The sequence below is a fragment of the Streptomyces sp. NPDC023541 genome (assembly GCF_055559995.1).
Genome location: NZ_JBVHJO010000023.1, coordinates 55640 through 76341 on the forward strand (window position 1 = coordinate 55640; position 20702 = coordinate 76341).

A 20702-nucleotide genomic window follows, 5' to 3' on the forward strand; every position below is an offset into this window, starting at 1 on the left:
CCATCTACCCGCCCCCTCATGCCTGCGCCCCCGCACCGATGCCCGTGCCCGAACCTCCGCGCCGCTGGTGGCAGCACCCCGCCCTGATCATCACGGCGCTCGTCGTCCTTCCGCCCGTGGGGGCGGCCGGCGCGGCCCCCATCCGCCGTGGAGACCCCGGGTACGGCCGGCACCTCGACGGCGTCGGCGTCGGCGTCGGCGTCGGCGTCGGCGTCGGCGTCGGCTTCGAGCGTTAGCCGACGCGGCCGGGCCCGCCGGTCCCTCGGGCCAGGTCCGCGATGTGGTCGGGGCCGATGCGGCAGCAGCCGCCGACGAGGCGGGCCCCGGTGCGGCGCCAGGCGGTCGTGGGCCACGGGGGCATGGTCGCGGGGGCCCGCCAGGTGCCGGTGGCCGCCTCCCAGACGGAGCCGTCGTTGGGGTAGGCCAGCAGGGGTTTGGCGGTGGCGGCGGCCGCCGCCCGGAGGGCCGGGAGGACCTCGGCGGGGTCGCAGCAGTTGACGCCGAGCGCGATGACCTGCGGGGCCCCTGCGGCGAGCGCGAAGGCTTCGGGCAGCGGGTGTCCCGAACGGGTGCGGCCCCCGGCCACGGTGTAGCTCAGCCAGGCCGGGGCGCCGGTCTCGGCGAGCACGGTGAGCACGGCCTCGGCCTCGTCCGGGTCGGGGAGGGTCTCCACGGCCAGTACGTCGGGGCCCGCGGCGAGCAGGGCCTCGATGCGGGGGCGGTGGAACGCCGCGAGTTCGCGCACGCTCAGGCCGTACCGGCCGCGGTACTCGGAGCCGTCCGCGAGCACCGCTCCGTACGGGCCGACCGAGGCGGCCACCCACACGTCGTGGTCGGCGGCCTCGGCCGCCCGGGCGGCGAGCGCGACACTGCGGTGCAGCAGGGCGGTGGTCGCGTCGCGGTCATGGCCGCGGGCGGCGAAGGCCTCGTAGCCGACCTGGTAGCTCGCGGTGATCAGCACCTCGGCGCCGGCCCGCGCGTACGCCGTGTGGGCGGCCTCGATCTGGACCGGCCGCTCGTCGAGGACGCGGGCGGTCCAGAGGCCTCCCGTGAGGTCGCAGCCCTGGGCGGCGAGCTGGTTGCTGAGCCCGCCGTCCAGGACGACGGTCCGGTGGGCCAGTGCTTCGGCGAGCGGGCCGGTCGCGCGCGGCATGGGTGTCCCCCTGGGGAGTGTGCTCGAAGTGGCGCCGACCGCCCGCGGGGCGGTGGTCGGCGGGGTCTGCTGCCTGCGGTCGCAAGGCGGAGGAGGGAACCGACGCGGAGCGTCGGCGACCGACGAGACGGGTCTCTGCCGACCCGACTAAGGGCTGTCCCGTAATCCCCGGTGGATCAGCGCACGGCGTCAGACGCGGTGCATCGCAAGGCGGAGGAGCGTGCTGATACTGGGCGTATCCGGGCGTTCCGACAACGCGGCGAGGTGCCGTGGCTGTCGTCGTGCGCCCGCCGGGGATCACGGGACAGCCCTTAGCGGAGCTGTGAGAGCACCTGGGCGGAGATGAGCTCCAGGTGGTCGAGGTCGTCGAGGTCGAGCAGCTGGAGGTAGACGCGGGAGGAGCCGGTGGCGGCGTAGGCGCCGATCTTTTCCACGACCTCGGCCGGGGAGCCGGCCAGGCCGTTGGCCTTGAGCTCGTCGACGTCCCGGCCGATGGCGGCGGCCCGGCGGGCCACCTCGGCGTCGTCCTTGCCCACGCACACCACGAGGGCGTTGGAGTAGACGAGGTCGTCGGGTCCGCGGCCGGCCTGGTCGGCCGCCTCCCGGACCCGGCCGAACTGCCGCGCGCTGTCCGCGATCGACGCGAACGGCATGTTGAACTCGTCGGCGTACCGTGCGGCGAGCCGGGGGGTGCGCTTGGCTCCGTGGCCGCCGACGAGGACGGGGATCCTGGCCTGGACGGGCTTGGGGAGCGCGGGCGAGTTCTCCACCCGGTAGTGGTCACCCGCGTAGTCGAAGGTGGCGCCGGGCGCGGTGGCCCACAGGCCGGTGACGATGGCGAGCTGCTCCTCCAGCCGTGACATCCGGTCCGCCGGGAAGGGGACCCGTAGGCCTTGTGCTCCTCCTCGAACCAGCCGGCGCCCAGCCCCAGTTCGATGCGGCCGCCGGACATCTGGTCGACCTGCGCCACCTGGATGGCGAGGACGCCGGGCAGCCGGAAGGTACCGGCCGTCATCAGGGTGCCGAGGCGGATCCGCCTGGTCTCACGGGCCAGGCCGGCGAGGGTGATCCAGGCGTCGGTGGGGCCGGGCAGTCCGTCGGCGGTGCCCATCCGCACGTAGTGGTCGGAGCGGAAGAACGCATCGAAGCCCAGGTCCTCGGTGGCCTTGGCGACGGTCAGGAGGGTGTCGTAGCTCGCACCCTGCTGGGGCTCGGTGAAAATGCGAAGATCCATAACCCCATCCTGCCCGCCGCGCCCCGCCAGGGTGAATCTGCGTCAACCTGACGTGTCGGCGCCCGGAGCCTCCAGTGACCAGCCCGGAGGGGGGTCGTTTGCTCGGACGGAGCCGGACCGCCCGGCCCGCGTGCCGGCGGTCTCTCGCCGGTGCGTCCACCGCCCCCTTCCCCCTCGGAAGGGCCAGGGCCGAGGAGGCCGCCATGTCCCACGAGGCCGTGCCGCAGACCCCCCGACAGACCGGCTGGACCGGACAGGCAGCACACGACGCACAGCCGGAGTCCACTGTGCCCGACCAGAACGCCGGCGCACCGAGGGGTCTCTTGCAGCAGATGGAGGAGCTGATGGCGGCACTCAACGCCGACCTCTCGCAGCTCGACGCCGATCTCCAGTCCTCCACGGGCGGCACCACCGAGGGCGAGCGCCCGTCCCACCGGTCCTCCTGACCGTGCGGGTCCGTCGCGCACGGCGGGACCCGGCCCGTGCGCGTGCCGTGCCGCCCGTGCGCGTGCCGTGCCGCCCGTGCCGAAATGTGCCCGGCTCAGGCCACGCCCGAGGCGGACCCCCGCTCGCGCACCGCCATGCGGCGCAGGATCGCCCGCACCCGGTCGCTCGACTCGTCAGCCGCGTCGATCGACTCTATGCACTGCCAGTACAGGGCCTCGTCGTCGGTGGCGCAGGCCACCCCGACCAGGGCTATCCCGACTTCACCCAGCAGCGCCTGAAGTCCGAGCAGCGCCTGCCGGACATCCGACACGCCGCCCAGCTGTGCGGCCCGCGGCGGATACTCCGGCGCGCTGCCCTCGCCGCGCAGGGCCGCCCGGTCCAGGACCCCGCATCCTCTTCCTCCCGCTTCCCCCAGCCCCCGTGCCTCCGATCTCAGCTCCGGCGGCCCGGTGACCGCCAGCCAGCTCCCGATACCCTGCGCGAGTGCCTGGGCCTGCCAGGCCTCGCCCACTATGTCCCACGCAGCCCCGCTCTGTGCCAGCGCGTGCCGGCCGGCCGCGATGAGCCGTACCGCATCCATATGCCGTCCCCCGTCCGCACGACATCCCGCCGTCCTCACCACTACCCAGAGTGAGGGCAACGGGCCAGTAAAGCCAGGGGTATTCGGAAAATGTGGACAGAAACGTGATTGTGGAAGAGTCCATCACTCCGAAGAGTGACGATTCGGTGTCGGACCACCCGTTACGGGGAAGCGGAGTTCATTCCTCTCGATCTTCGCGGCGAGCGCATCCAGCACATCCACCCCGAGAACCTCACAGAACTGCAGCAGATACGCGAGTACGTCGGCGACCTCATCGGCCACGCGGTGGGCGGATTCCGGTTTCTCCATGACCTTCGCCGACTGTTCCGGTGTCAGCCACTGGAAGATCTCCACCAGTTCGGCCGCCTCCACGCTCAGCGCCACCGCCAGGTTCTTGGGCGTGTGGTACGGCTCCCAGCCGCGCGCCGCCGCGAACCGCGCGAGCCTGCGCTGCAGCAGGTCCAGCCGTTCATCGGGCCGCCGCTCGGGCGGTCGGGGCCCCTGCGTCTCCGTCTCGTTCATACCGACAGGTCTACCACCGACACGCCCGCCAGCGAGCGGGCGGCGGCCGCGGTCCCCTCCCCCACGGCCGCCACCAGCCGGACGTGGCCGCGGCCGCAGGACAGCAGCGCCAGCCGCAGCAGTTCGGCGCTCTGGCTGCCGTCCAGGCCGTGGTCGAAGCCGTCGGCCAGGACGGTCAGCGCCTGCCGTGCGGAGAGCAGTTCGGCGGCGGGGTCCATGTCCAGCACCCCCGGCCCGGTGAGCAGGACCAGCGCGAGCGCGAGGAAGCGGAGTTCGCCCGAGCCGAGCCGGGCCAGTTCCGTGGCGGGGCGGCCGGGTCCGCGGTCCAGGACCGCGGTGACGGCGCCGCCCTCCGGAGCGCGTACGTCGAGCCCGGTCACGGGCCCCGAGCAGCCGGTACGCGCGGCCTCGGCCAGCAGCGCGTGTCGGGTCCCGCACTCGTCGCGGGTCCGGCGCAGGACGTCCGCCAGGTTGGCGCAGTCGCCCAGCAGCCGGCCCTCGCCCCGCGGGACGGGCGCGCGCATCCGGTCCGGGCGCGGGTCGCAGGCGAACACCGAGCGCAGGGCCACCACGACCTGCTCGGCCGCGGCCAGCACCTGCCGCTGGCCGGCCGTGGACCCGGCGACGCGAAGCGGGAGCAGCGCGGTGCCGAGCCGGTCGTCGGGCAGCGGGGCCCGGGTGACGCCGACCGCGCCACCGGTCAGCCAGGCGGCCTGCACCGAGCGCCGGCCGGGGTCGCGCAGGGCGGTGGCGAACAGGATCCGCCCGTCCTGCGAGAGCCGTTCGCCGACGATCCGCAGGGCGGGTTCGGCCTGGACGGCGAGGTCGAGCCGGACCGGTCCGGCGGGGCCGTCGACCGTACAGCCGAGGCGGAAGCCGCGCCGCCGCTGCGCGTCGGGGAGCGCCCGGTCGGGGATGAGGGCGGCGGCGTCGGGGAACGCCTCGTCGAGGGTGGCGCCGGCGCCCAGCCCGGTCAGCGCCCCGTAGGCGGCCAGGGCCTGGGACTTGCCGCTGCCGCTGGGCCCGGCGAAGAGGGTGACGGGCCCGAGCGGGAAGGCCGCCGACCGGTGCCGCCCGAAGGCGGAAAGCCGCAACTCTGTGATCACGGGCCGAGCGTGTCGCTGCGCGGGCTCGGCAGGACGACCGGAGCCGCGGGGGGCCGCCTGCGCCGGCACGACCGGATCACCGACCGTCCCGACCGTCCCGGCCGTCCCGACCGACACCGCAGCGGGGGCGGCCGGGAACGCGGGCACCGCAGCGGAGACGGCGGAAGCCGCGGAGACGATCGGTGTCCCGGGATGGCCGGCCGGGGCCGCGGACGCCGCCCGGTCGCCGGCCCGCAAAGGGCCGACCGGGGCGCCGCCCGTGCAACCGGGCGGCGACGCAGGAGACTTCGGCGGGTCCAGGTGCAGGGGCGGGGCCGGTTCCGGGGGCGTCGCCGCGGCAGGACCCGGCCGCGCCCCGGCCGCGGAAGCGGCGGAGGTGCCGGAGGGCACGGAAGCCGCGGAGGCCGCGGAGGTGCCGGAGGTCGCGGAAGCCGCGGACACGGTTGGCGCGCCGGAAGGCACGGGCGGGATCGGGGCCGGCGGTTCCGTGGCCGCGGGCCCGTCGGCCGGTCCGGTCCCGGGAAAATCGACACGGGTGCGGGTGGCGTCGCCTAACGCGACGGCGGTGGCGTCCATCCGCCGGACGGTACGGGCCGCCGGGCCCCCCGCGGCCCCGGCGAACCGTTCCTTCGTACGGACCTTCCTACGATCGGGGGACGGCCGCGGCCGCGATCCCCTCGACCTCGGTCCCCACGGGCGCCAGCAGGAAGACGTTCCGGTCCACCCGGTGCATCCCACTGCCCAGCCCGAAGACCACCCCGCTGCTGAAGTCGAGGATCCGCTTGGCCACTTCGCTGTCCGCACCGGTGAGGTCCAGCAGTACCGGGATCTGCGCGATCAGGTACTCGGCCACCTCCCGCGCGTCCGCGAAGATCTGGACTCTGATCACCACGAAGCGCCGCTGCTCCGCCGCCGCCGCCCCGGGCGACTTGGGAATCGTGCGGTGGTCCACCCGGGAGGGCCATTCGTTGCGACTGCGCAGCGGTACCACCTGCGCGAGCCCCTCCCACTGTTCGTCGGTGACGTCGTACCTGCTCACCGGGCCGCCTCGGCCGCGCGCTTCATGTGCATCCCCCCATCCTCTCGCGTTTCACCCGTTCAGCCCAACAACGACACGAACCGTGCCGGGTACTCTCAGGGACCAGGATGAGTTAGGTTAGGCATACCTAACCCACATGGACGATGGAGAGATCCGCATGCGCCTGTTCGGTGACCCCTCAACGTCGGCCGCCCTGCCCACCGCCGCCGAGCGGATCCGGTCGGTCCTGGCCGCCGCCCACTCCATGACGGTGGTCACCGACGGCCTGCGCACCGAGGTCCGCCACCTCGACGGCGGCGACCCCATGGGACGCCTGCACCTGCACCCCGCCGAGCCCGGCGGTCACGCCGAGCACCGGCCCGCGATCCGGCTGGAGTTCACCGACGTCGCGCCCACCCCCGTACGGGACCGGGTGCGCGCCCGCGTCACCGTGCTGGGGCGGCTGCTCACCCCCTACTCCGATCTGTCCGCCGAGTCCGGCGCCGACTCCACCTGCATGGAGTTCGAGCGGGCCGAGCTGGAAACCGCGGAGGGCATCGCCCACGTCGGCCTGGAGGAGCTCGACGCGGCCCGGCCCGACCCGCTGGCCCCGTACGAGGCGGGCATGCTCACGCACCTCCTCGACGACCACCACGACCTCGTCACGCTGCTGCTGCGCCTGGTTCACCCCCAGCCCACGGCCGCGGTGGTGCGCGCCCTGCCGCTCGCCATGGACCGCTACGGGATCACCCTGCGCCTGGAGGAGCGGCGCGGCCACCGCGACGTACGGCTGGCCTTCCCTTCGCCCCTCGACGACGTCGAGCAGTCGGGTGCGCAGATCCAGGCGCTGTTCGCGGCGGCGCGCAGGCGCTCGCACCACAACACGCTGCCGGCCTGAGCGGTCCGGAGTCAGCGGGTGGGGAACGGCCTGTACCGAACGGCCTGTACCGAACGGCCGGTGCGCAATGGCCGGCGCGGAATAGCCGGCGCGGGAGCCGCGTTGGGCACGATCATGAAGGCCATCACATACAGCGCATATGGAGCTCCCGCCTCCCTCAAGCTCGTTGACGCCCCCCAGCCCAAGGTGGGGCCCGGCGAGGTGCTCGTCCGCGTGAAGGCCGCCGGGGTCAACCCGGTGGACTGGAAGCTCGCCGCCGGATACCTCGATCCCATCCTCGAAGTCCGCCACCCGGTCATACCCGGCTGGGACGTGGCCGGTGTCGTCGAGGCGGTCGGCCAGGACACCTTCGACTACGCCGTGGGCGACGAGGTGTACGGCTACGTCCGCAAGGAGTGGGTGGAGCTCGGCACCTACGCCGAACTGGTCGCGGCCCCCGTGCGCACCCTCGCCCGCAAGCCGCGCGAGCTGACCTTCGAGCAGGCGGCCGGCCTTCCGCTGGCCGGTCTCACCGCGTACCAGTCGCTGACCCGCGTCGGTGTCGAGGCCGGCGAGACCGTCCTCATCCACTCCGCGGCCGGCGGTACGGGCTCCTTCGGCGTGCAGATCGCGGTCGCCCTCGGCCTGCGGGTCATCGGCACGGCCGGCGCGCACAACCACGACTACCTCCGCTCGCTCGGCGCGGAGCCCGTGCTCTACGGCGAGGGGCTGGCGGACCGGGTCCGCGAGCTCGCGCCCGAGGGCGTGGACGCGGGCCTGGACTTCTACGGGGACGGCGTCATCGAGACGCTGCAGTCGCTGGTGAAGCGGCGCGACCGGGTGGTCTCCATCGCCGACCACGAGGCCGCCGCCAAGGGCGCCCACCAGCTGTGGGTGCGCCCGGACACGGCCGATCTGACGTTCCTCGCCCAGCTGGCGGACGCGGGGAAGCTCACGGTGAACGTGGAACACGCCCTGCCGCTCGCCGACGCGGCCAAGGCCTGGGAGCTGAGCGCGGCCGGCCGCACCCGCGGCAAGATCGTCCTGACGGTCTGACGCCACGGCGCGTGCCGCCGGAGTTCCCCACGCCGGCGGCACGCGTCCGTTCCGTTCGGACGCCGGTGTCGTCCGTCACGAGGCAGCTGTCACGTACCGGTTGGCCGGGCGGGGCAGGCCGTAGTTCTCGCGCAGGGTGCGGCCGGTGTACTCGGTACGGAAGAGCCCGCGGCGCTGGAGGATCGGCACGACCTGGTCGACGAAGTCGGTCAGCCCCGTGGGCAGCACCGGCGCCATGATGTTGAAGCCGTCGGCGGCGCCCCGCGTGAACCACTCCTCCAGCTGGTCGGCGATCTGCTCGGGGGTTCCGGCGAAGACCCGGTGGCCGCGGCCGGCGCCGAGACGGGCGATGAGCTCGCGCAGGTTGAGGCCGTCACGTCGGGCGAGTTCGGCGACGAGCGTGAAGCGGCTCTTGTTGCCGTTGATGTCCCGTTCCTCGGGCAGGTCGGGCAGCGGGCCGTCGAGCGGCAGGCCGGTGAGGTCCACACCCAGCATCCCGGAGAGCTGGGCGAGGCCGTACTCCGGCACCTGGAGGTCGGTGAGCTCCTGCTCCAGCGCCTTCGCCTCGGCCTCGGTGGATCCGATGACGGGTGCGATGCCGGGCAGGACGAGGAGGTCCGACTCGGCGCGCCCGTACCGGGCCAGGCGGGACTTGAGGTCCTTGTAGAAGGTCTGGCCGTCGGCGAGGGTCTGCTGGGCGGTGAAGACGGCTTCGGCGTACTGGGCGGCGAACTCCTTTCCGGACTCGGATGACCCCGCCTGCACGAGCAGCGGATAACCCTGCGGCGAACGCGGGACGTTGAGCGGCCCGGCGACGCCGAAGTACTGGCCGCGGTGCGCGGCCGGATGCAGCTTGTCGGTGTCGGCGTAGATGCCGGCTTCCTTGTCGAGGACGATCGCGTCGTCCTCCCAGCTGTCCCAGAGCTTGGTGGCGACGTCGAGGAACTCGCGGGCCCGGTCGTAGCGCAGGCTGTGTTCCAGGTGCTCGTCCCGGTTGAAGTTGCGCGCCTCGTCGAGGGTGCCGGAGGTGACGATGTTCCAGCCGGCCCGGCCGCCGCTGATGTGGTCCAGGGAGGCGAACTTCCGGGCGAGGTTGAAGGGTTCGTTGAAGGTGGTGGAGACGGTGGCGATGAGGCCGATGTGTTCGGTGGCGGCGGCGATGGCGGAGAGCAGGGTGAGCGGCTCGAACCCGCCGAGGGCGTTGTAGCGGGCCTTGCCCCAGAGGGCGAGCCCGTCGGCGAAGAAGATGGAGTCGAGCCTGCCGCGCTCGGCGGTGCGGGCCAGTTCCTGGAAGTACTTCAGGTCGGTGACGCGTTCGGGGCGGGCGGCGGGATGGCGCCAGGCGGCGTCGTGGTGCCCGGCGTTCATCAGGAAGGCGTTGAGGTGGAGGGTGCGGGGGGCGGCGGGAGCGGCAGCGGCAGCGGTCATGGCGGGTCCTCGTGGTTCCGGGTCGTGGCGTGATGCGTCGGGAAGGGGCGTCGGGACGTCAAGGCGTCGTGGCGTCGTGGCGTCAGGGCGTCAGGGCGTCAGGACGGGACGCGCCAGGTGCTCAGGCGGCGTTCGATCGTGACCAGCAGCTGGTTGAAGGCCACGCCGATGGCGGAGATGGTGACGATGCCCGCGTACATCTGCGGGATCGCGAAGTTGAACTGCGAGGCGTTGATCAGATAGCCCAGGCCCGCCTTCGCGCCGATCATCTCGGCGGCCACGAGGACCAGGATGGAGACGGCGCCGGCGAGCCGGATGCCGGTGAAGACGGCCGGTACGGAGGCCGGCAGGATCACCTTCTGGAAGAGCCTCGGGGTGGACAGGTCCATGGAGCGGGCCAGCCGGACGAGGGTGGGGTCGGCGTTGCCGACGGCGCTGATGGTGTTCAGCAGGATCGGCCACACGCAGGCGTAGACGACGATGGACACCTTCGAGGTCTCGCCGATGCCGAGCAGGAGCACGAAGACCGGCAGCAGGGCCAGCGCGGCGGTGTTGCGGAACACCTCCAGCAGCGGGCCGAGGAGGGCGGCGACCGGCCGGTACCAGCCGATGAGCAGCCCCAGCGGGACGGCCACGACGACGGCGATGCCGAAGCCGCCGAAGGAGCGGACCAGGCTGGCCCAGGTGTGCCGGCCGAGCTGGCCGTCGCGCAGCAGCTCCCACCAGGCGGCGGCCACCTCGCTGACCGGCGGCAGGAAGGTGGGGTCGGCCAGGCCCAGCCGGGGCGCGGTCTCCCAGACGGCGAGGAGCGCGAGGATCGCCGCCGAGCGCAGGGCGAGGGCGCGCAGCCGGCGCCCCAGCGCCCTGAGGGGATGCCGGGCCGGGCGGCCGCCGGCCTTCCCCGCGGCTTCGTCCGGCAGCGGCCGCGGCGCGGGCGCGGAGCCGCGTACCTCCACGGCGGGGGCGGGCGGGGCGGGCAGCACGGCGGGGGCAGCGGTGTCGGTTCCGGTGCTCATACGGAGGCCTCCTCCTTCTCCAGTTGCTGGGCGCGGGCCACCTCGTCGTGGAGGAGGGTCCAGATGTCGTGGCGGTAGCGGGCGAACTCCGGGCTGGAACGCAGTTCCTCGCCCTGCGGGCCGGTGGCGGTGCCCGTGCCCGGTCGCTCGCCGAAGGCGACGGGGACGATCTCCTTGATGCGCCCCGGCCGCGAGGTCATGACGGCCACCTTCTGGCCGAGGTACACGGCCTCCTCGATGCCGTGCGTGATGAAGACGACCGTCTTGCCGGTGCGCTGCCAGATGCGGCGCAGCTCGTCCTGGAGGGACTCGCGGGTCTGCGCGTCGAGGGCCGCGAACGGCTCGTCCATCAGCAGCACGTCCGGGTCGTACGCGAGCGAGCGGGCGATGGCGACGCGCTGGCGCATGCCGCCGGAGAGCTGGTGCGGGTGCCGGTCCTCGAAGCCACTCAGACCGACGAGGTCCAGGAACTCCCGCGCCCGGGCCTTGCGTTCTCGGCGCGGGACGCCGGTCGCCTCCAGGCCGAACTCGACGTTGCCGAGGGCCGTCCGCCACGGCAGCAGCGCGTACTGCTGGAAGACGATGCCCCGGTCGAGGCCCGGCCCGGTGACCGGTTCGCCGTCGAGCAGGATGCGGCCGGCAGTCGGGGTGGACAGTCCTCCGAGGAGGTCCAGGAGGGTGGACTTGCCGCAGCCGCTGGGGCCGACGACCACGAGGAACTCGCCGCTCTCGATCTCCAGGTCGATGCCGTCGAGGGCGGTGAAGTCCCCGAAGGTCTTGCGGACCCCTTCGAACACGATCTTCGCCATGGCCGTCGTCACCCCTTTCCGTATCCGTTGAACTCGTTGGTGTAGAGGTCGGTCGCCTTCAGCCGGCCCTCCTTGATGTCGCCGCGCTCGGCGAGCCAGTCCAGCCAGACCTGGAACTCCTTGTCGGATATCCGGCCCCCGGTCTCCGCGACGCCGTACGAGCGCCAGTACTTGAGGGTGGCGGTGTCCTCGTTGCGGCCGCGCTTGGTGACGATCTCCGTCATCCGGGCGATGACCTGCTCGTGCGGGGTGGTGCGGGACCACTCGATGGCCTTGCCCACTCCGGTGACGAAGGCCCGGACGGTGTCGGGGTTCTCCTTGACGAAGCGCTTCGTCATCACGTAGCTGCCGGCGCTGAACGGGCCGAGCAGCTCGAAGTCGGTGAAGAGGGGGCGGATCCCGCCGGTGGCGAGCGCCTTGTCGCGCAGTACGCCGCCGAGTACGGCGACGTCGATCTGCTTCTGCCGCAGGACCTGTTCGGTGTTGACCGGCGGGACGACCAGCGACTCGACCTTGGCCGTGTCCGCCTTCGACACCCCGTTGCGCCCCAGGTAGATCTCCAGCATGGCCTGGGCGTGTGCGCCCAGGGTGTTCATGCCGACCTTCTTGCCGATCAGGTCGCGGGCGGACCGGACGGGGCTGTCCTCCAGCACGTAGTAGCCGCTGTAGGAGTGCTGGTCGGAGCCGTAGTAAGAGATGACCGAGGTGATCGGGGCCTTGCTGCTCGCCAGTTTCACGACGGCGCCGTTGAAGGCGCCGCCGAAGTGGATCTGGCCGGTGGCGGCGGACTGGATGTCCTGCGGGCCGCTGATGGTGTTGCCGACCCACTCCAGCTTGACGTCGCCGAGGTAGCCGAGGTCGGCGGCGAGTTCGGGGAGCGTGACGGCCCCCACGTTGCCCTGGTACTTGAGGGTGGTGACCTGGCCGCCGGAACCGGAGCCGGATCCGCCGCGGGCGGTGGCCGTGCCGCAGCTCACCGCGGCCGCCGAGATGCCGAGCAGGGTCAGGAACTGGCGCCGGGAGGTGGTGGTCGAGGTGAGGGCTGCGGGCATGGCGGATCCTTGTCGGTACGGGACGTGAGGGCGGGGACGGACTTACGGGGCGCCGGTCAGCACGGTGGCGGCTGCGAGCGGAGCGGCCGGGGCCAGCACATCGGCTTGGGCCGGCGGATCGGCGGGGGCCGGCGCATCGGCAGGGGCCTGCGGGGTGGCGGCGCGCAGGGCGTCCGCGAACTCGTCGACGGCCTGGAGGAGGTCGATCTCCGCCTCGGGGCGCAGCCGGTCGGGGCCGGAGCCGCGCTCGACGGAGGAGTCCAGGACGAACCGGCCGGCGGTGACGTGCCGGGCGCCGAGGGCGGAGAGCACGGGGCGCAGGGCGTAGTCGATGGTCAGGACGTGCGCGAGGCTGCCGCCCGTGGCGAGGGGAAGAACCGTTTTGCCGACGAGGCCGTCCTGCGGGAGCAGGTCGAGGAAGGCCTTGAGCAGGCCGGTGTACGAGGCCTTGTAGACCGGGGTCGCGATGATCAGGCCGTCGGCCTCGGCGACGGCTTCGAGGGCTCGGCGGATCTCGGGCTCGCCGCGGCGTGCGGCGAGCAGGTCGGCGGCGGGGAGCTCGCGCACGGCCAGGCGGGCGGTCTCGAAGCCGGCGTGGGACCGGGTCAGGTGGCGCAGGGCGTGGTCGGCGACGACCGCGGTGCGGGAGTGGGCGGAGGGGCTGCCGGTGAGGGCGAGCAGCTTGGGCACGGGGGCTCCTTGGGCGGCGTACGGTCTGTGCCGGATCAGACGGCGGGGGCGTCGGAGGTGGAAGCTCCGGAGGCGATGCCGAAGGAGGGGTCCGGGACGGTCTCCGGGCTGATGAGGCGGGACGGGGCTCCGTCGGGGCCGACCGGGACGTCACCGTCGACGGTGACGCGGCGCAGGGTGCGCTCGTGGTCGTCGGAGTCGTCCACGCCGTAGTGCTGGGTGGCCCGGTTGTCCCAGATCGCGACGTCGCCCGGCTGCCACTGCCAGCGGACGGTGTTCTCGGGGCTCTCGATGTGCGACTGGAAGAGGTCGAGGAGCGCCCGGCTGTCACGGCCGGTGAGGCCCTGGATCCGCTGGACGAAGTTGCCGAGGAGCAGGGTGCGTTCGCCGGTCTCGGGGTGGACGCGGACCACCGGGTGCTCGGTGAGGAACTTGGTGGAGGTGAACACCTCGCGGTACTCGGCCAGGGCCTCGGGGAGGGCGTCGGGCCTCAGGGCGGCGTAGTCGTACTCGTTGGAGTGGACCGCGCGCAGGCCGTCGGCGAGGGCGCGGAGCGGCTCGGGGAGGCCGGCGTAGGCGGTGGCCGTGTTGGCCCAGAGTGTGTCGCCGCCGTACGGGGGGATGGTCACGGCGCGGAGGATGGAGAAGGCGGGGTAGGCGGGGACGAAGGTGACGTCGGTGTGCCACTGGTTGGCGCGGGCGCCGTGGTGGGAGTCGATGCCGAGGGCGTAGCGGCCGTCCGCGGAGGGGACGGTGGGGTGCGCGACCGGCGCGCCGAGCCGCTCGGCGAAGGCCTCGTGGGCGGCCTCGTCGAGGTGGCCCTGGTTGCGGAAGAAGACGACCTTGTGGGCCAGGAGGGCGGCCCGGATCCCGGCGACGTCGGCGTCGGGCAGATCCCCGCCGAGCCGCACGCCACCGATCTCGGCGCCGATGCGTCCGCCGATCTTCGAGACGGTGAGGGTGGGAGTGGGGGTGGAGGTGGGGGTGTGGGTGGCAGTGGCCATGGTGACTCCTTGATGGGGGGGCGGGCCGCGCGGGTTATTTCCGCAGCGGAAGAAACGGAGCGAGACGGTGGGGCGCTGTGCTGTGCGGATGGTGTGCGGGGCGGTGCGGGTTGGGTGCGCGGGTGCTGCGGATACGGGTGCGGCGCCGTCGCCGTGCGCTGCGGTGCGGATGGGGTGCGGTGCGGGTTCGGTGCCGGTTCGGTGCGCAGGTGCTGCGGTACAGGTGCGGGGCCGTCGCCGTGCGGTGCGGGTTGGGTGCCCGGGTGCTGCGGATACGGGTGCGGCGCCGTCGCCGTGCGCTGCGGGGGCGGTGCTGTCGCCGTGCGCTGCGCGGTGCGGATGGGGTGCGGTGCGGGTTCGGTGCGCGGGTGCTGCGGATGCGGGGCGGGTGCTGGGGGGCGTTCGGGGAGGTGGTACGGGCCCGGGTGTGCGGACCGGGGGCGGAAGTCCCCCTGTCCGGCGGTCCGGTGGCCTGCGGGCCGCCGTCCCGGGCCGATCCGCCGGTCGGCCGCCGGGGTCCGCAGACCACCGGGTTCGTGTCCCGGTCGGCCCGCCGGGCGCTACGAACCGATCGGTCCGTGGAACATCGGCCCCCCGGGCTCGCGACGGGGCCGGCCGTCGGCCGGCCCGCGCACCGACCGCCGCCGTCCGGCGGAACGGGGGTCCGCTGCACCGGAGCCGTCGGGCCGGTGGGCCCGCTCGGCCATGGGCCCGGGGCTGCTGCGAGCCGCGGACCCAACGGATCGCGGCCGGCAGGCTGACCGGTCCACCAGACCGGCGGCCGGGCGTGAACCGCCGTATCGCGGGGGCGGCCGGGGATCTACCGGGACCGTGGGGTCAGGGGCGACAGGGGGCCGGACAGCGGCCCGGACACTGGCCCGGCGCGGTGCAGGGGCCGGGGGTGCGGAGCCGCGGGGCGAGGCGTTCGTTCGCGGACATGTCCCGGAGCGTGTCAGCGCCTCCGACCCGGGTCAACCCCCGTCCGCGGCCACCGGACGCGCCTCTCGCCGGCTCTCGCGTCCACCCCGTACACCCCCTACGACCTGCCCTTTCACCCGTACTCCGCCCCACGCACCACGCCGCCCCCGCGGCCGAAAACCGTGGCTGGATTTCATGCCCCCGCAATGCGGCCGCCACGCGTTCGCCGGATCCGGCCCGGGCCGCGCCCCCACCCCCGCCCCGCCGGGCCGGGCGAGGCGCGGCGCCGGGCGCCCCGGGGTCGGTGGGACATGTCCTGAGCGGGCGCGTCGCCGGAAACCCCCGGGCCCCGGCCCCGGATGCACCACCCCGGATCTCCACCGCACGGCGGCCCGACCCGCCAGGCGACCCGCACGGTGCCGGACGCCGCCCGTCGAGCACCCCGCAGGGGCTCGGTAGGGGAACCGGCATCATCGGGGGACGTACCCCGCCCCGGAGGAGACCGAGTGACGCGTATGGCCGGTGACAGCCGGACGGCCGCCAATGCCGCCGCCGTGCTGCGGACGGTGCTGGACCACGGACCGGTCGCGCGCAGTGACATCGCCGCGCACAGCGGGCTGAGTGCGGCGGCCGTGTCGCGGCAGGCCACCGGGCTGCTCCGGGCCGGGCTGCTGCGCGAGCTGGCCGGGCCCGGCGGCGGGGTGGGGCGGCCGCGGGTCCCCCTGGACCTGCACACCGGGGCCGTCGGCGGGCCGGTCGCCGCCGGCCTGCACATCGGTGTGCCCGCCTCGACCTTCAGCCTCGTCGACCTGCGGGGCCGGCTGCTGGCCCGGCGGGCCTTCCCCCACGAGGGGCGGGACCCGGCCGGGCTGTCCGGCGAGATCACCGCCGAACTGCGCCGCTTCCTCGCCGCGTTCGACTCGGGGCGGCCGCTGCTCGGGCTCGGTGCGGCACTGGGCGGCTGGGTCCGGCCCGACGAGGGCGTCGTCGTACACCACCCCGTGCTGCGGTGGCGGCGCAGGCCGCTCGCCGCCGAGCTGTCCGACGCACTCGGGCTGCCGGTGCGGATCGACAACCACGCCCGGGCGGTCGCACGGGCGGAGATCCTGTTCGGCCGGCCCGAGGCCCGCCGCAGCCTGGTGCACCTGTTCATCGGCAACGTCGTCGACGCCGCGTTCGGGACCGAGGGGGCCGTGCACCAGGGTCCGGGCTCCGCGGCCGGCGACGTGGCGCACCTGCCGGTGCCCGGGGCGTCCGTCCCGTGCGCGTGCGGCCGTACCGGCTGCCTGCAGGCGACCGCCTCCGACACCTCGCTCGGCGCCGAGGCGGTGCGCCGCGGCATCGTGCCGGACCCCTCCGTGCCGCTGCTGGTGGACGCCGCCGCCACCGGCGACCCGCGCGCCGACCTGCTGCTGCGCGAACGGGCCCGGGCGGTGGGCCGTGCGGCGTCCCTTCTGTTGGATGTCTTCAATCCGGCGGTCATGGTCCTGACCGAGCTGGCGAGCGTCCTGCACGAGGAGTACCTGGAGGAGCTGCGGGCCGCCGCGATGGAGCTTTCGCACGTCTGCGACGACCCCGAACGGATCGTGGTCCCGCACGCCGGTCCGGCCGTGCTCCCGGAGGCCGCCGCAACCGTGCTGCTCAGCCGGGTGTTCCAGGATCCCCTCGGCACGGTCCGAGAGGGGGAGATCACACCCGTCGGTATGGTGCCACCTGAGCGCACTCCCCTACATTCGAGCCATGACGGTCCTGCCTGACGACGGGCTCTCCCTGGCCGCCGAGTTCCCTGACGCGACGCATGAGCAGTGGCAGCGCCTTGTAGAAGGCGTACTGCGCAAGTCGGGCAAGGAAGCATCCGGCGAGGCTGCAGAAGATGCGCTGTCCACCCGACTCGAGGACGGGCTCACCACCCGCCCGCTGTACACCGCGCCGCCCGACGGGACGGTTCCCGACACCGGTTTCCCCGGCTTCGCCCCCTTCGTCCGCGGAGGCAGGCCGGAAGGCACCACCGCGAACGGCTGGGACGTGCGCCAGCGCCTCGCGGGCACCGATCCGCAGCGCCTGAACGAGGCGGCCCTCGCCGACCTGGAGAACGGGGTCACCTCCCTCTGGCTCACGGTGGGCCGCGGCGGCATCCCGGCCGACGGTCTCGCCCGCGCCCTGGACGGCGTCTACCTCGACCTCGCCCCGATCGCCCTGGACGCCGGCGCCGACTACGCCGAGGCCGCCCGCGCCCTGCTGGACCTGTTCGCCGACCGCTCGGTGGCTCCGGAGGCCGTGCGGGCCTCCCTGGGCGCCGACCCGCTGGGCCACGAGGCCCGCACCGGCGAGGCGCTGGACACGGCCGCCGCCGTCGAGCTGGCGCGGGAGGCCGCCGCCGGTCTGCCGGGGGTGCGCGCACTGACCGTGGACGCCCTGCCGTACCACGAGGCCGGCGGCAGCGCCGCCGAGGAGCTGGGGCTGTCGCTGGCCACCGGCGTCGCCTACCTGCGCGCCCTCTCCGCAGGTGGGCTGAGCGTCACAGCCGCTCTCGGACAGCTGGAGTTCCGCTACGCCGCCACCGCGGACCAGTTCCTCACCATCGCCAAGTTCCGTGCCGCGCGCCGGCTGTGGGCGCGGATCGCCGAGGCCTCGGGGGCCCCGGAGGCCGGTGCCCAGCTCCAGCACGCCGTGACCTCGCCGGTGATGATGACCCGCCGCGACCCGTGGGTGAACATGCTGCGCACCACCGTGGCGTGCATGGCCGCGGGCGTCGGCGGCGCCGACTCGGTCACCGTGCTCCCCTTCGACAACGAGCTGGGCCTGCCGGACGCCTTCGCGCGCCGCATCGCCCGCAACACCTCCACCATCCTGCTGGAGGAGTCGCATCTGGCCCGGGTGATCGACCCGGCCGGCGGTTCGTACTACGTCGAGCGCCTCACCGACGAACTCGCCCACGCCGCCTGGGAATTCTTCCAGACCCTGGAGAAGGCCGGCGGTCTGGCGGCCGCCCTGCGCTCCGGGACGGTCGCCGAACGGCTCGCCGCCACCTGGGCGGAGCGTTCCGAGAAGCTGGCCAAGCGCCGCGAACCCATCACCGGTGTCAGCGAGTTCCCCCTGCTGTCGGAGAAGCCCGTCGTACGCGAGCCCGCGCCCGCCGCTCCCTCGGGCGGCCTGCCGCGCGTACGGCGCGACGAGGCGTACGAGGCCCTGCGCGCCCGCAGCGACGCACACCTGGCGGCGACCGGCGCCCGGCCGAGGGTCTTCCTCGCCGCGCTGGGCCCGGCGGCCGCGCACACCGCGCGCGCCACCTTCGCCTCGAACCTGTTCCAGGCGGGCGGCATCGAACCCGTGCACGACCCGGTGTCGGTGGACCCGGCGACGGCCGCCGAGGCGTACGCCGCGAGCGGCGCCGACGGCATGGCCGTGCTCTGCTCCAGCGACGCGCTGTACGAGGAGCAGGCCGCGGCAGTGGCCGAGGCCCTGCGTGCGGCGGGCGCCACGACCGTCTTCCTCGCCGGCCGGCCGGGCACCGCAGAGGCATCCGTGGACGAGTACGTCTTCGCCGGCTGTGACGCCGTCGCCGTGCTGTCCTCCGTACTCGACCGGATGGGAGTGCCCGCATGAGCATCCCCGATTTCTCCGAGCTGGCGCTCGACCCGACCGCGGCCCCGGGGGTGACCGAGGAGCAGTGGCGCTCGTCGGTGAAGGAGTCCACCGGCACCGCGGCCGCCGACCTGCTGTGGGAGACGCCCGAGGGCATCGGTGTCAAGCCGCTGTACACCGGGCGGGACGTGGAGGGCCTGGACTTCCTTCGCACCTACCCGGGCGTGGCCCCGTACCTGCGCGGCCCGTACCCGACGATGTACGTCAACCAGCCCTGGACGATCCGGCAGTACGCCGGCTTCTCCACGGCCGAGGAGTCGAACGCCTTCTACCGGCGCAACCTCGCCTCCGGCCAGAAGGGCCTGTCGGTGGCCTTCGACCTGCCGACCCACCGCGGCTACGACAGCGACCACCCGCGGGTGACGGGCGACGTCGGCATGGCGGGCGTGGCGATCGACTCGATCTACGACATGCGGCAGCTGTTCGACGGGATCCCGCTGGACAAGATGTCGGTGTCGATGACGATGAACGGCGCGGTGCTGCCGGTCCTCGCGCTGTACATCGTGGCGGCGGAGGAGCAGGGCGTCTCCCCCGACAAGCTCGCCGGGACCATCCAGAACGACATCCTCAAGGAGTTCATGGTCCGCAACACCTACATCTACCCGCCCAAGCCCTCGATGCGGATCATCTCCGACATCTTCGCGTTCACGTCGCAGAAGATGCCGCGGTACAACTCGATCTCCATCTCCGGCTACCACATCCAGGAAGCGGGGGCCACGGCCGACCTGGAGCTGGCCTACACCCTCGCTGACGGTGTGGAGTACCTGAGGGCCGGGCAGGCGGTGGGGCTGGACGTGGACGCGTTCGCGCCGCGCCTGTCGTTCTTCTGGGCGATCGGCATGAACTTCTTCATGGAGGTCGCGAAGCTGCGCGCGGCCCGCCTGCTGTGGGCGCGCCTGGTCAAGCAGTTCGACCCGAAGAACGCCAAGTCGCTCTCGCTGCGCACCCATTCGCAGACCTCGGGTTGGTCGCTGACCGCGCAGGACGTCTTCAACAACGTGACGCGCACGTGCATCGAGGCGATGGCGGCGACCCAGGGCCACACCCAGTCGCTGCACACCAACGCCCTCGACGAGGCGCTCGCGCTGCCGACGGACTTCTCGGCGCGCATCGCCCGCAACACCCAGCTGCTGCTCCAGCAGGAGTCGGGAACCTGCCGGTCGATCGACCCGTGGGGCGGCAGCGCGTACGTCGAGAAGCTGACGTATGACCTGGCGCGGCGGGCCTGGCAGCACATCGAGGAGGTCGAGGCCGCCGGCGGCATGGCGCAGGCCATCGACGCGGGCATTCCGAAGCTGCGCGTCGAGGAGGCCGCGGCGCGTACGCAGGCGCGGATCGACTCGGGCCGTCAGCCGGTGATCGGCGTGAACAAGTACCGCGTGGACAGCGACGAGGCGATCGAGGTCCTCAAGGTCGACAACTCCTCGGTGCGCAGCCAGCAGATCGCCAAGCTGCGGCGGCTGCGGGAGGAGCGCGACGAGGCGGTCACGCAGGACACCCTGCGGGCGCTGACGAACGCCGCCGAGCGCGGCGACGGCAACCTGCTGGCGCTGGCGGTGGACGCGGCGCGCGCCAAGGCGACCGTGGGTGAGATCTCGGACGCACTGGAGAAGGTGTACGGACGGCACGCGAGCCAGATCCGTACGATCGCGGGCGTGTACCGAAACGAAGCAGGCGAGTCCCCGTCGGTGGAGCGCACCCGTGCGCTGGTGGACCGGTTCGAGGAGGCGGAGGGACGTCGTCCGCGCATCCTGGTGGCCAAGATGGGCCAGGACGGGCACGACCGCGGCCAGAAGGTGATCGCGACCGCGTTCGCCGACCTGGGCTTCGACGTGGACGTCGGCCCGCTGTTCCAGACTCCGGCGGAGGTGGCCCGCCAGGCCGTCGAGGCGGACGTCCACGTGGTGGGCGTCTCGTCGCTGGCGGCCGGCCACCTGACCCTCGTACCGGCGCTGCGCGAGCAGCTGGCGGAGGAGGGCCGCGAGGACATCATGATCGTCGTGGGTGGGGTGATCCCGCCGGCCGATGTCCCGACGCTGCTGGAGATGGGCGCGACGGCGGTGTTCCCGCCCGGAACGGTCATCCCGGACGCGGCCCACGACCTGGTGACGCGGCTGGCCGCGGACCTGGGCCACGAGCTGTAGGCG

The 20702-nt window shown here is 73.6% G+C and carries 18 protein-coding genes and 1 pseudogene; 7 read left to right on the forward strand and 12 right to left on the reverse strand.

Translation table 11 applies throughout. The features are described 5' to 3' along the window. Positions 1–44: 44 nt before the first annotated feature. The gene (locus tag ACZ3X1_RS34105) at positions 45–236 is read left to right on the forward strand and encodes an excalibur calcium-binding domain-containing protein (RefSeq protein WP_467282974.1); all 192 of its coding nucleotides are present in this window, start codon (positions 45–47) and stop codon (positions 234–236) included. On the opposite strand, the gene mmuM is transcribed toward ACZ3X1_RS34105, so the two are convergent. Both mmuM and ACZ3X1_RS34115 read right to left on the reverse strand, forming a co-directional pair. Continuing rightward, positions 233–1153 (reverse strand): homocysteine S-methyltransferase, encoded by a 921-nt coding sequence (mmuM, locus tag ACZ3X1_RS34110; protein ID WP_467282976.1) that lies wholly within the window; start codon positions 1151–1153, stop codon positions 233–235. The genes ACZ3X1_RS34105 and mmuM overlap by 4 nt on opposite strands. Positions 1154–1464: 311 nt before the next feature. After that, positions 1465–2387: pseudogene (locus ACZ3X1_RS34115) on the reverse strand (LLM class F420-dependent oxidoreductase). A gap of 203 nt (positions 2388–2590) precedes the next feature. Here ACZ3X1_RS34115 and ACZ3X1_RS34120 point away from each other — a divergent pair. Next, positions 2591–2833 carry a hypothetical protein gene (locus ACZ3X1_RS34120; protein WP_467283019.1) on the forward strand — a complete coding sequence of 81 codons (243 nt, stop codon included), beginning with the start codon at positions 2591–2593 and terminating at the stop codon, positions 2831–2833. 95 nt (positions 2834–2928) lie between these two features. Here the strand turns inward: ACZ3X1_RS34120 and ACZ3X1_RS34125 are convergent, their stop codons facing one another. The 4 genes from ACZ3X1_RS34125 to ACZ3X1_RS34140 all read right to left on the reverse strand — a co-directional run bounded on the left by ACZ3X1_RS34125 (position 2929) and on the right by ACZ3X1_RS34140 (position 6081). Then, positions 2929–3414, reverse strand: coding sequence for a DUF6099 family protein (locus ACZ3X1_RS34125; RefSeq protein ID WP_356811723.1), 486 nt, complete (start codon positions 3412–3414; stop codon positions 2929–2931). Positions 3415–3537: 123 nt separating this feature from the next. Beyond that, complete coding sequence (locus tag ACZ3X1_RS34130) at positions 3538–3936, reverse strand: nucleotide pyrophosphohydrolase (RefSeq protein ID WP_362634018.1); 399 nt, start codon at positions 3934–3936, stop codon at positions 3538–3540. Beyond that, complete coding sequence (locus ACZ3X1_RS34135; RefSeq protein ID WP_467283013.1) at positions 3933–5159, reverse strand: AAA family ATPase; 1227 nt, start codon at positions 5157–5159, stop codon at positions 3933–3935. Before ACZ3X1_RS34135 ends, ACZ3X1_RS34130 begins: the two co-directional genes overlap by 4 nt. 526 nt (positions 5160–5685) lie before the next feature. Next, positions 5686–6081 (reverse strand): cell division protein SepF, encoded by a 396-nt coding sequence (locus tag ACZ3X1_RS34140; protein ID WP_030031705.1) that lies wholly within the window; start codon positions 6079–6081, stop codon positions 5686–5688. A gap of 157 nt (positions 6082–6238) precedes the next feature. Between ACZ3X1_RS34140 and ACZ3X1_RS34145 the strand changes: the two genes are divergently transcribed. Together ACZ3X1_RS34145 and ACZ3X1_RS34150 are read left to right on the forward strand one after the other, a co-directional pair. After that, on the forward strand, positions 6239–6958 hold the full coding sequence (locus ACZ3X1_RS34145) for a DUF2470 domain-containing protein (RefSeq protein ID WP_467283014.1): 720 nt from the start codon (positions 6239–6241) through the stop codon (positions 6956–6958). A 114-nt stretch (positions 6959–7072) separates the two neighbouring features. Continuing rightward, a complete protein-coding gene (locus tag ACZ3X1_RS34150; RefSeq protein WP_467283016.1) occupies positions 7073–7993 on the forward strand; it encodes an NADP-dependent oxidoreductase in 921 nt (306 codons plus the stop codon). A 75-nt stretch (positions 7994–8068) separates the two neighbouring features. On the opposite strand, the gene ACZ3X1_RS34155 is transcribed toward ACZ3X1_RS34150, so the two are convergent. The 6 genes from ACZ3X1_RS34155 to ACZ3X1_RS34180 form a co-directional block, all read right to left on the reverse strand. Beyond that, on the reverse strand, positions 8069–9421 hold the full coding sequence (locus ACZ3X1_RS34155; RefSeq protein ID WP_467282980.1) for an LLM class flavin-dependent oxidoreductase: 1353 nt from the start codon (positions 9419–9421) through the stop codon (positions 8069–8071). A gap of 98 nt (positions 9422–9519) precedes the next feature. After that, a complete protein-coding gene (locus ACZ3X1_RS34160; protein WP_467282983.1) occupies positions 9520–10437 on the reverse strand; it encodes an ABC transporter permease in 918 nt (305 codons plus the stop codon). Continuing rightward, positions 10434–11246 (reverse strand): ABC transporter ATP-binding protein, encoded by an 813-nt coding sequence (locus ACZ3X1_RS34165; RefSeq protein WP_356811728.1) that lies wholly within the window; start codon positions 11244–11246, stop codon positions 10434–10436. Before ACZ3X1_RS34165 ends, ACZ3X1_RS34160 begins: the two co-directional genes overlap by 4 nt. Before the next feature lie 8 nt (positions 11247–11254). Next, complete coding sequence (locus tag ACZ3X1_RS34170) at positions 11255–12298, reverse strand: ABC transporter substrate-binding protein (protein ID WP_467282985.1); 1044 nt, start codon at positions 12296–12298, stop codon at positions 11255–11257. Between the two features lie 42 nt (positions 12299–12340). Then, on the reverse strand, positions 12341–12988 hold the full coding sequence (gene ssuE / locus ACZ3X1_RS34175) for an NADPH-dependent FMN reductase (RefSeq protein WP_362634036.1): 648 nt from the start codon (positions 12986–12988) through the stop codon (positions 12341–12343). Positions 12989–13023: 35 nt separating this feature from the next. After that, positions 13024–13992, reverse strand: a complete 969-nt coding sequence (locus ACZ3X1_RS34180; RefSeq protein ID WP_356811731.1) for a TauD/TfdA dioxygenase family protein — start codon at positions 13990–13992, stop codon at positions 13024–13026. Between the two features lie 1433 nt (positions 13993–15425). Between ACZ3X1_RS34180 and ACZ3X1_RS34185 the strand changes: the two genes are divergently transcribed. Genes ACZ3X1_RS34185 through scpA form a run of 3 tightly spaced genes read left to right on the forward strand, consistent with a single transcriptional unit; the run spans position 15426 to position 20699 of the window. Further along, a complete protein-coding gene (locus tag ACZ3X1_RS34185) occupies positions 15426–16667 on the forward strand; it encodes an ROK family transcriptional regulator (RefSeq protein ID WP_467283017.1) in 1242 nt (413 codons plus the stop codon). Continuing rightward, a complete protein-coding gene (gene mutA, locus ACZ3X1_RS34190) occupies positions 16651–18516 on the forward strand; it encodes a methylmalonyl-CoA mutase small subunit (RefSeq protein ID WP_356811732.1) in 1866 nt (621 codons plus the stop codon). The genes ACZ3X1_RS34185 and mutA overlap by 17 nt, the downstream gene beginning before the upstream one ends. After that, positions 18513–20699 carry a methylmalonyl-CoA mutase gene (gene scpA, locus ACZ3X1_RS34195; protein WP_356811733.1) on the forward strand — a complete coding sequence of 729 codons (2187 nt, stop codon included), beginning with the start codon at positions 18513–18515 and terminating at the stop codon, positions 20697–20699. Before mutA ends, scpA begins: the two co-directional genes overlap by 4 nt. Positions 20700–20702: the final 3 nt, after the last annotated feature.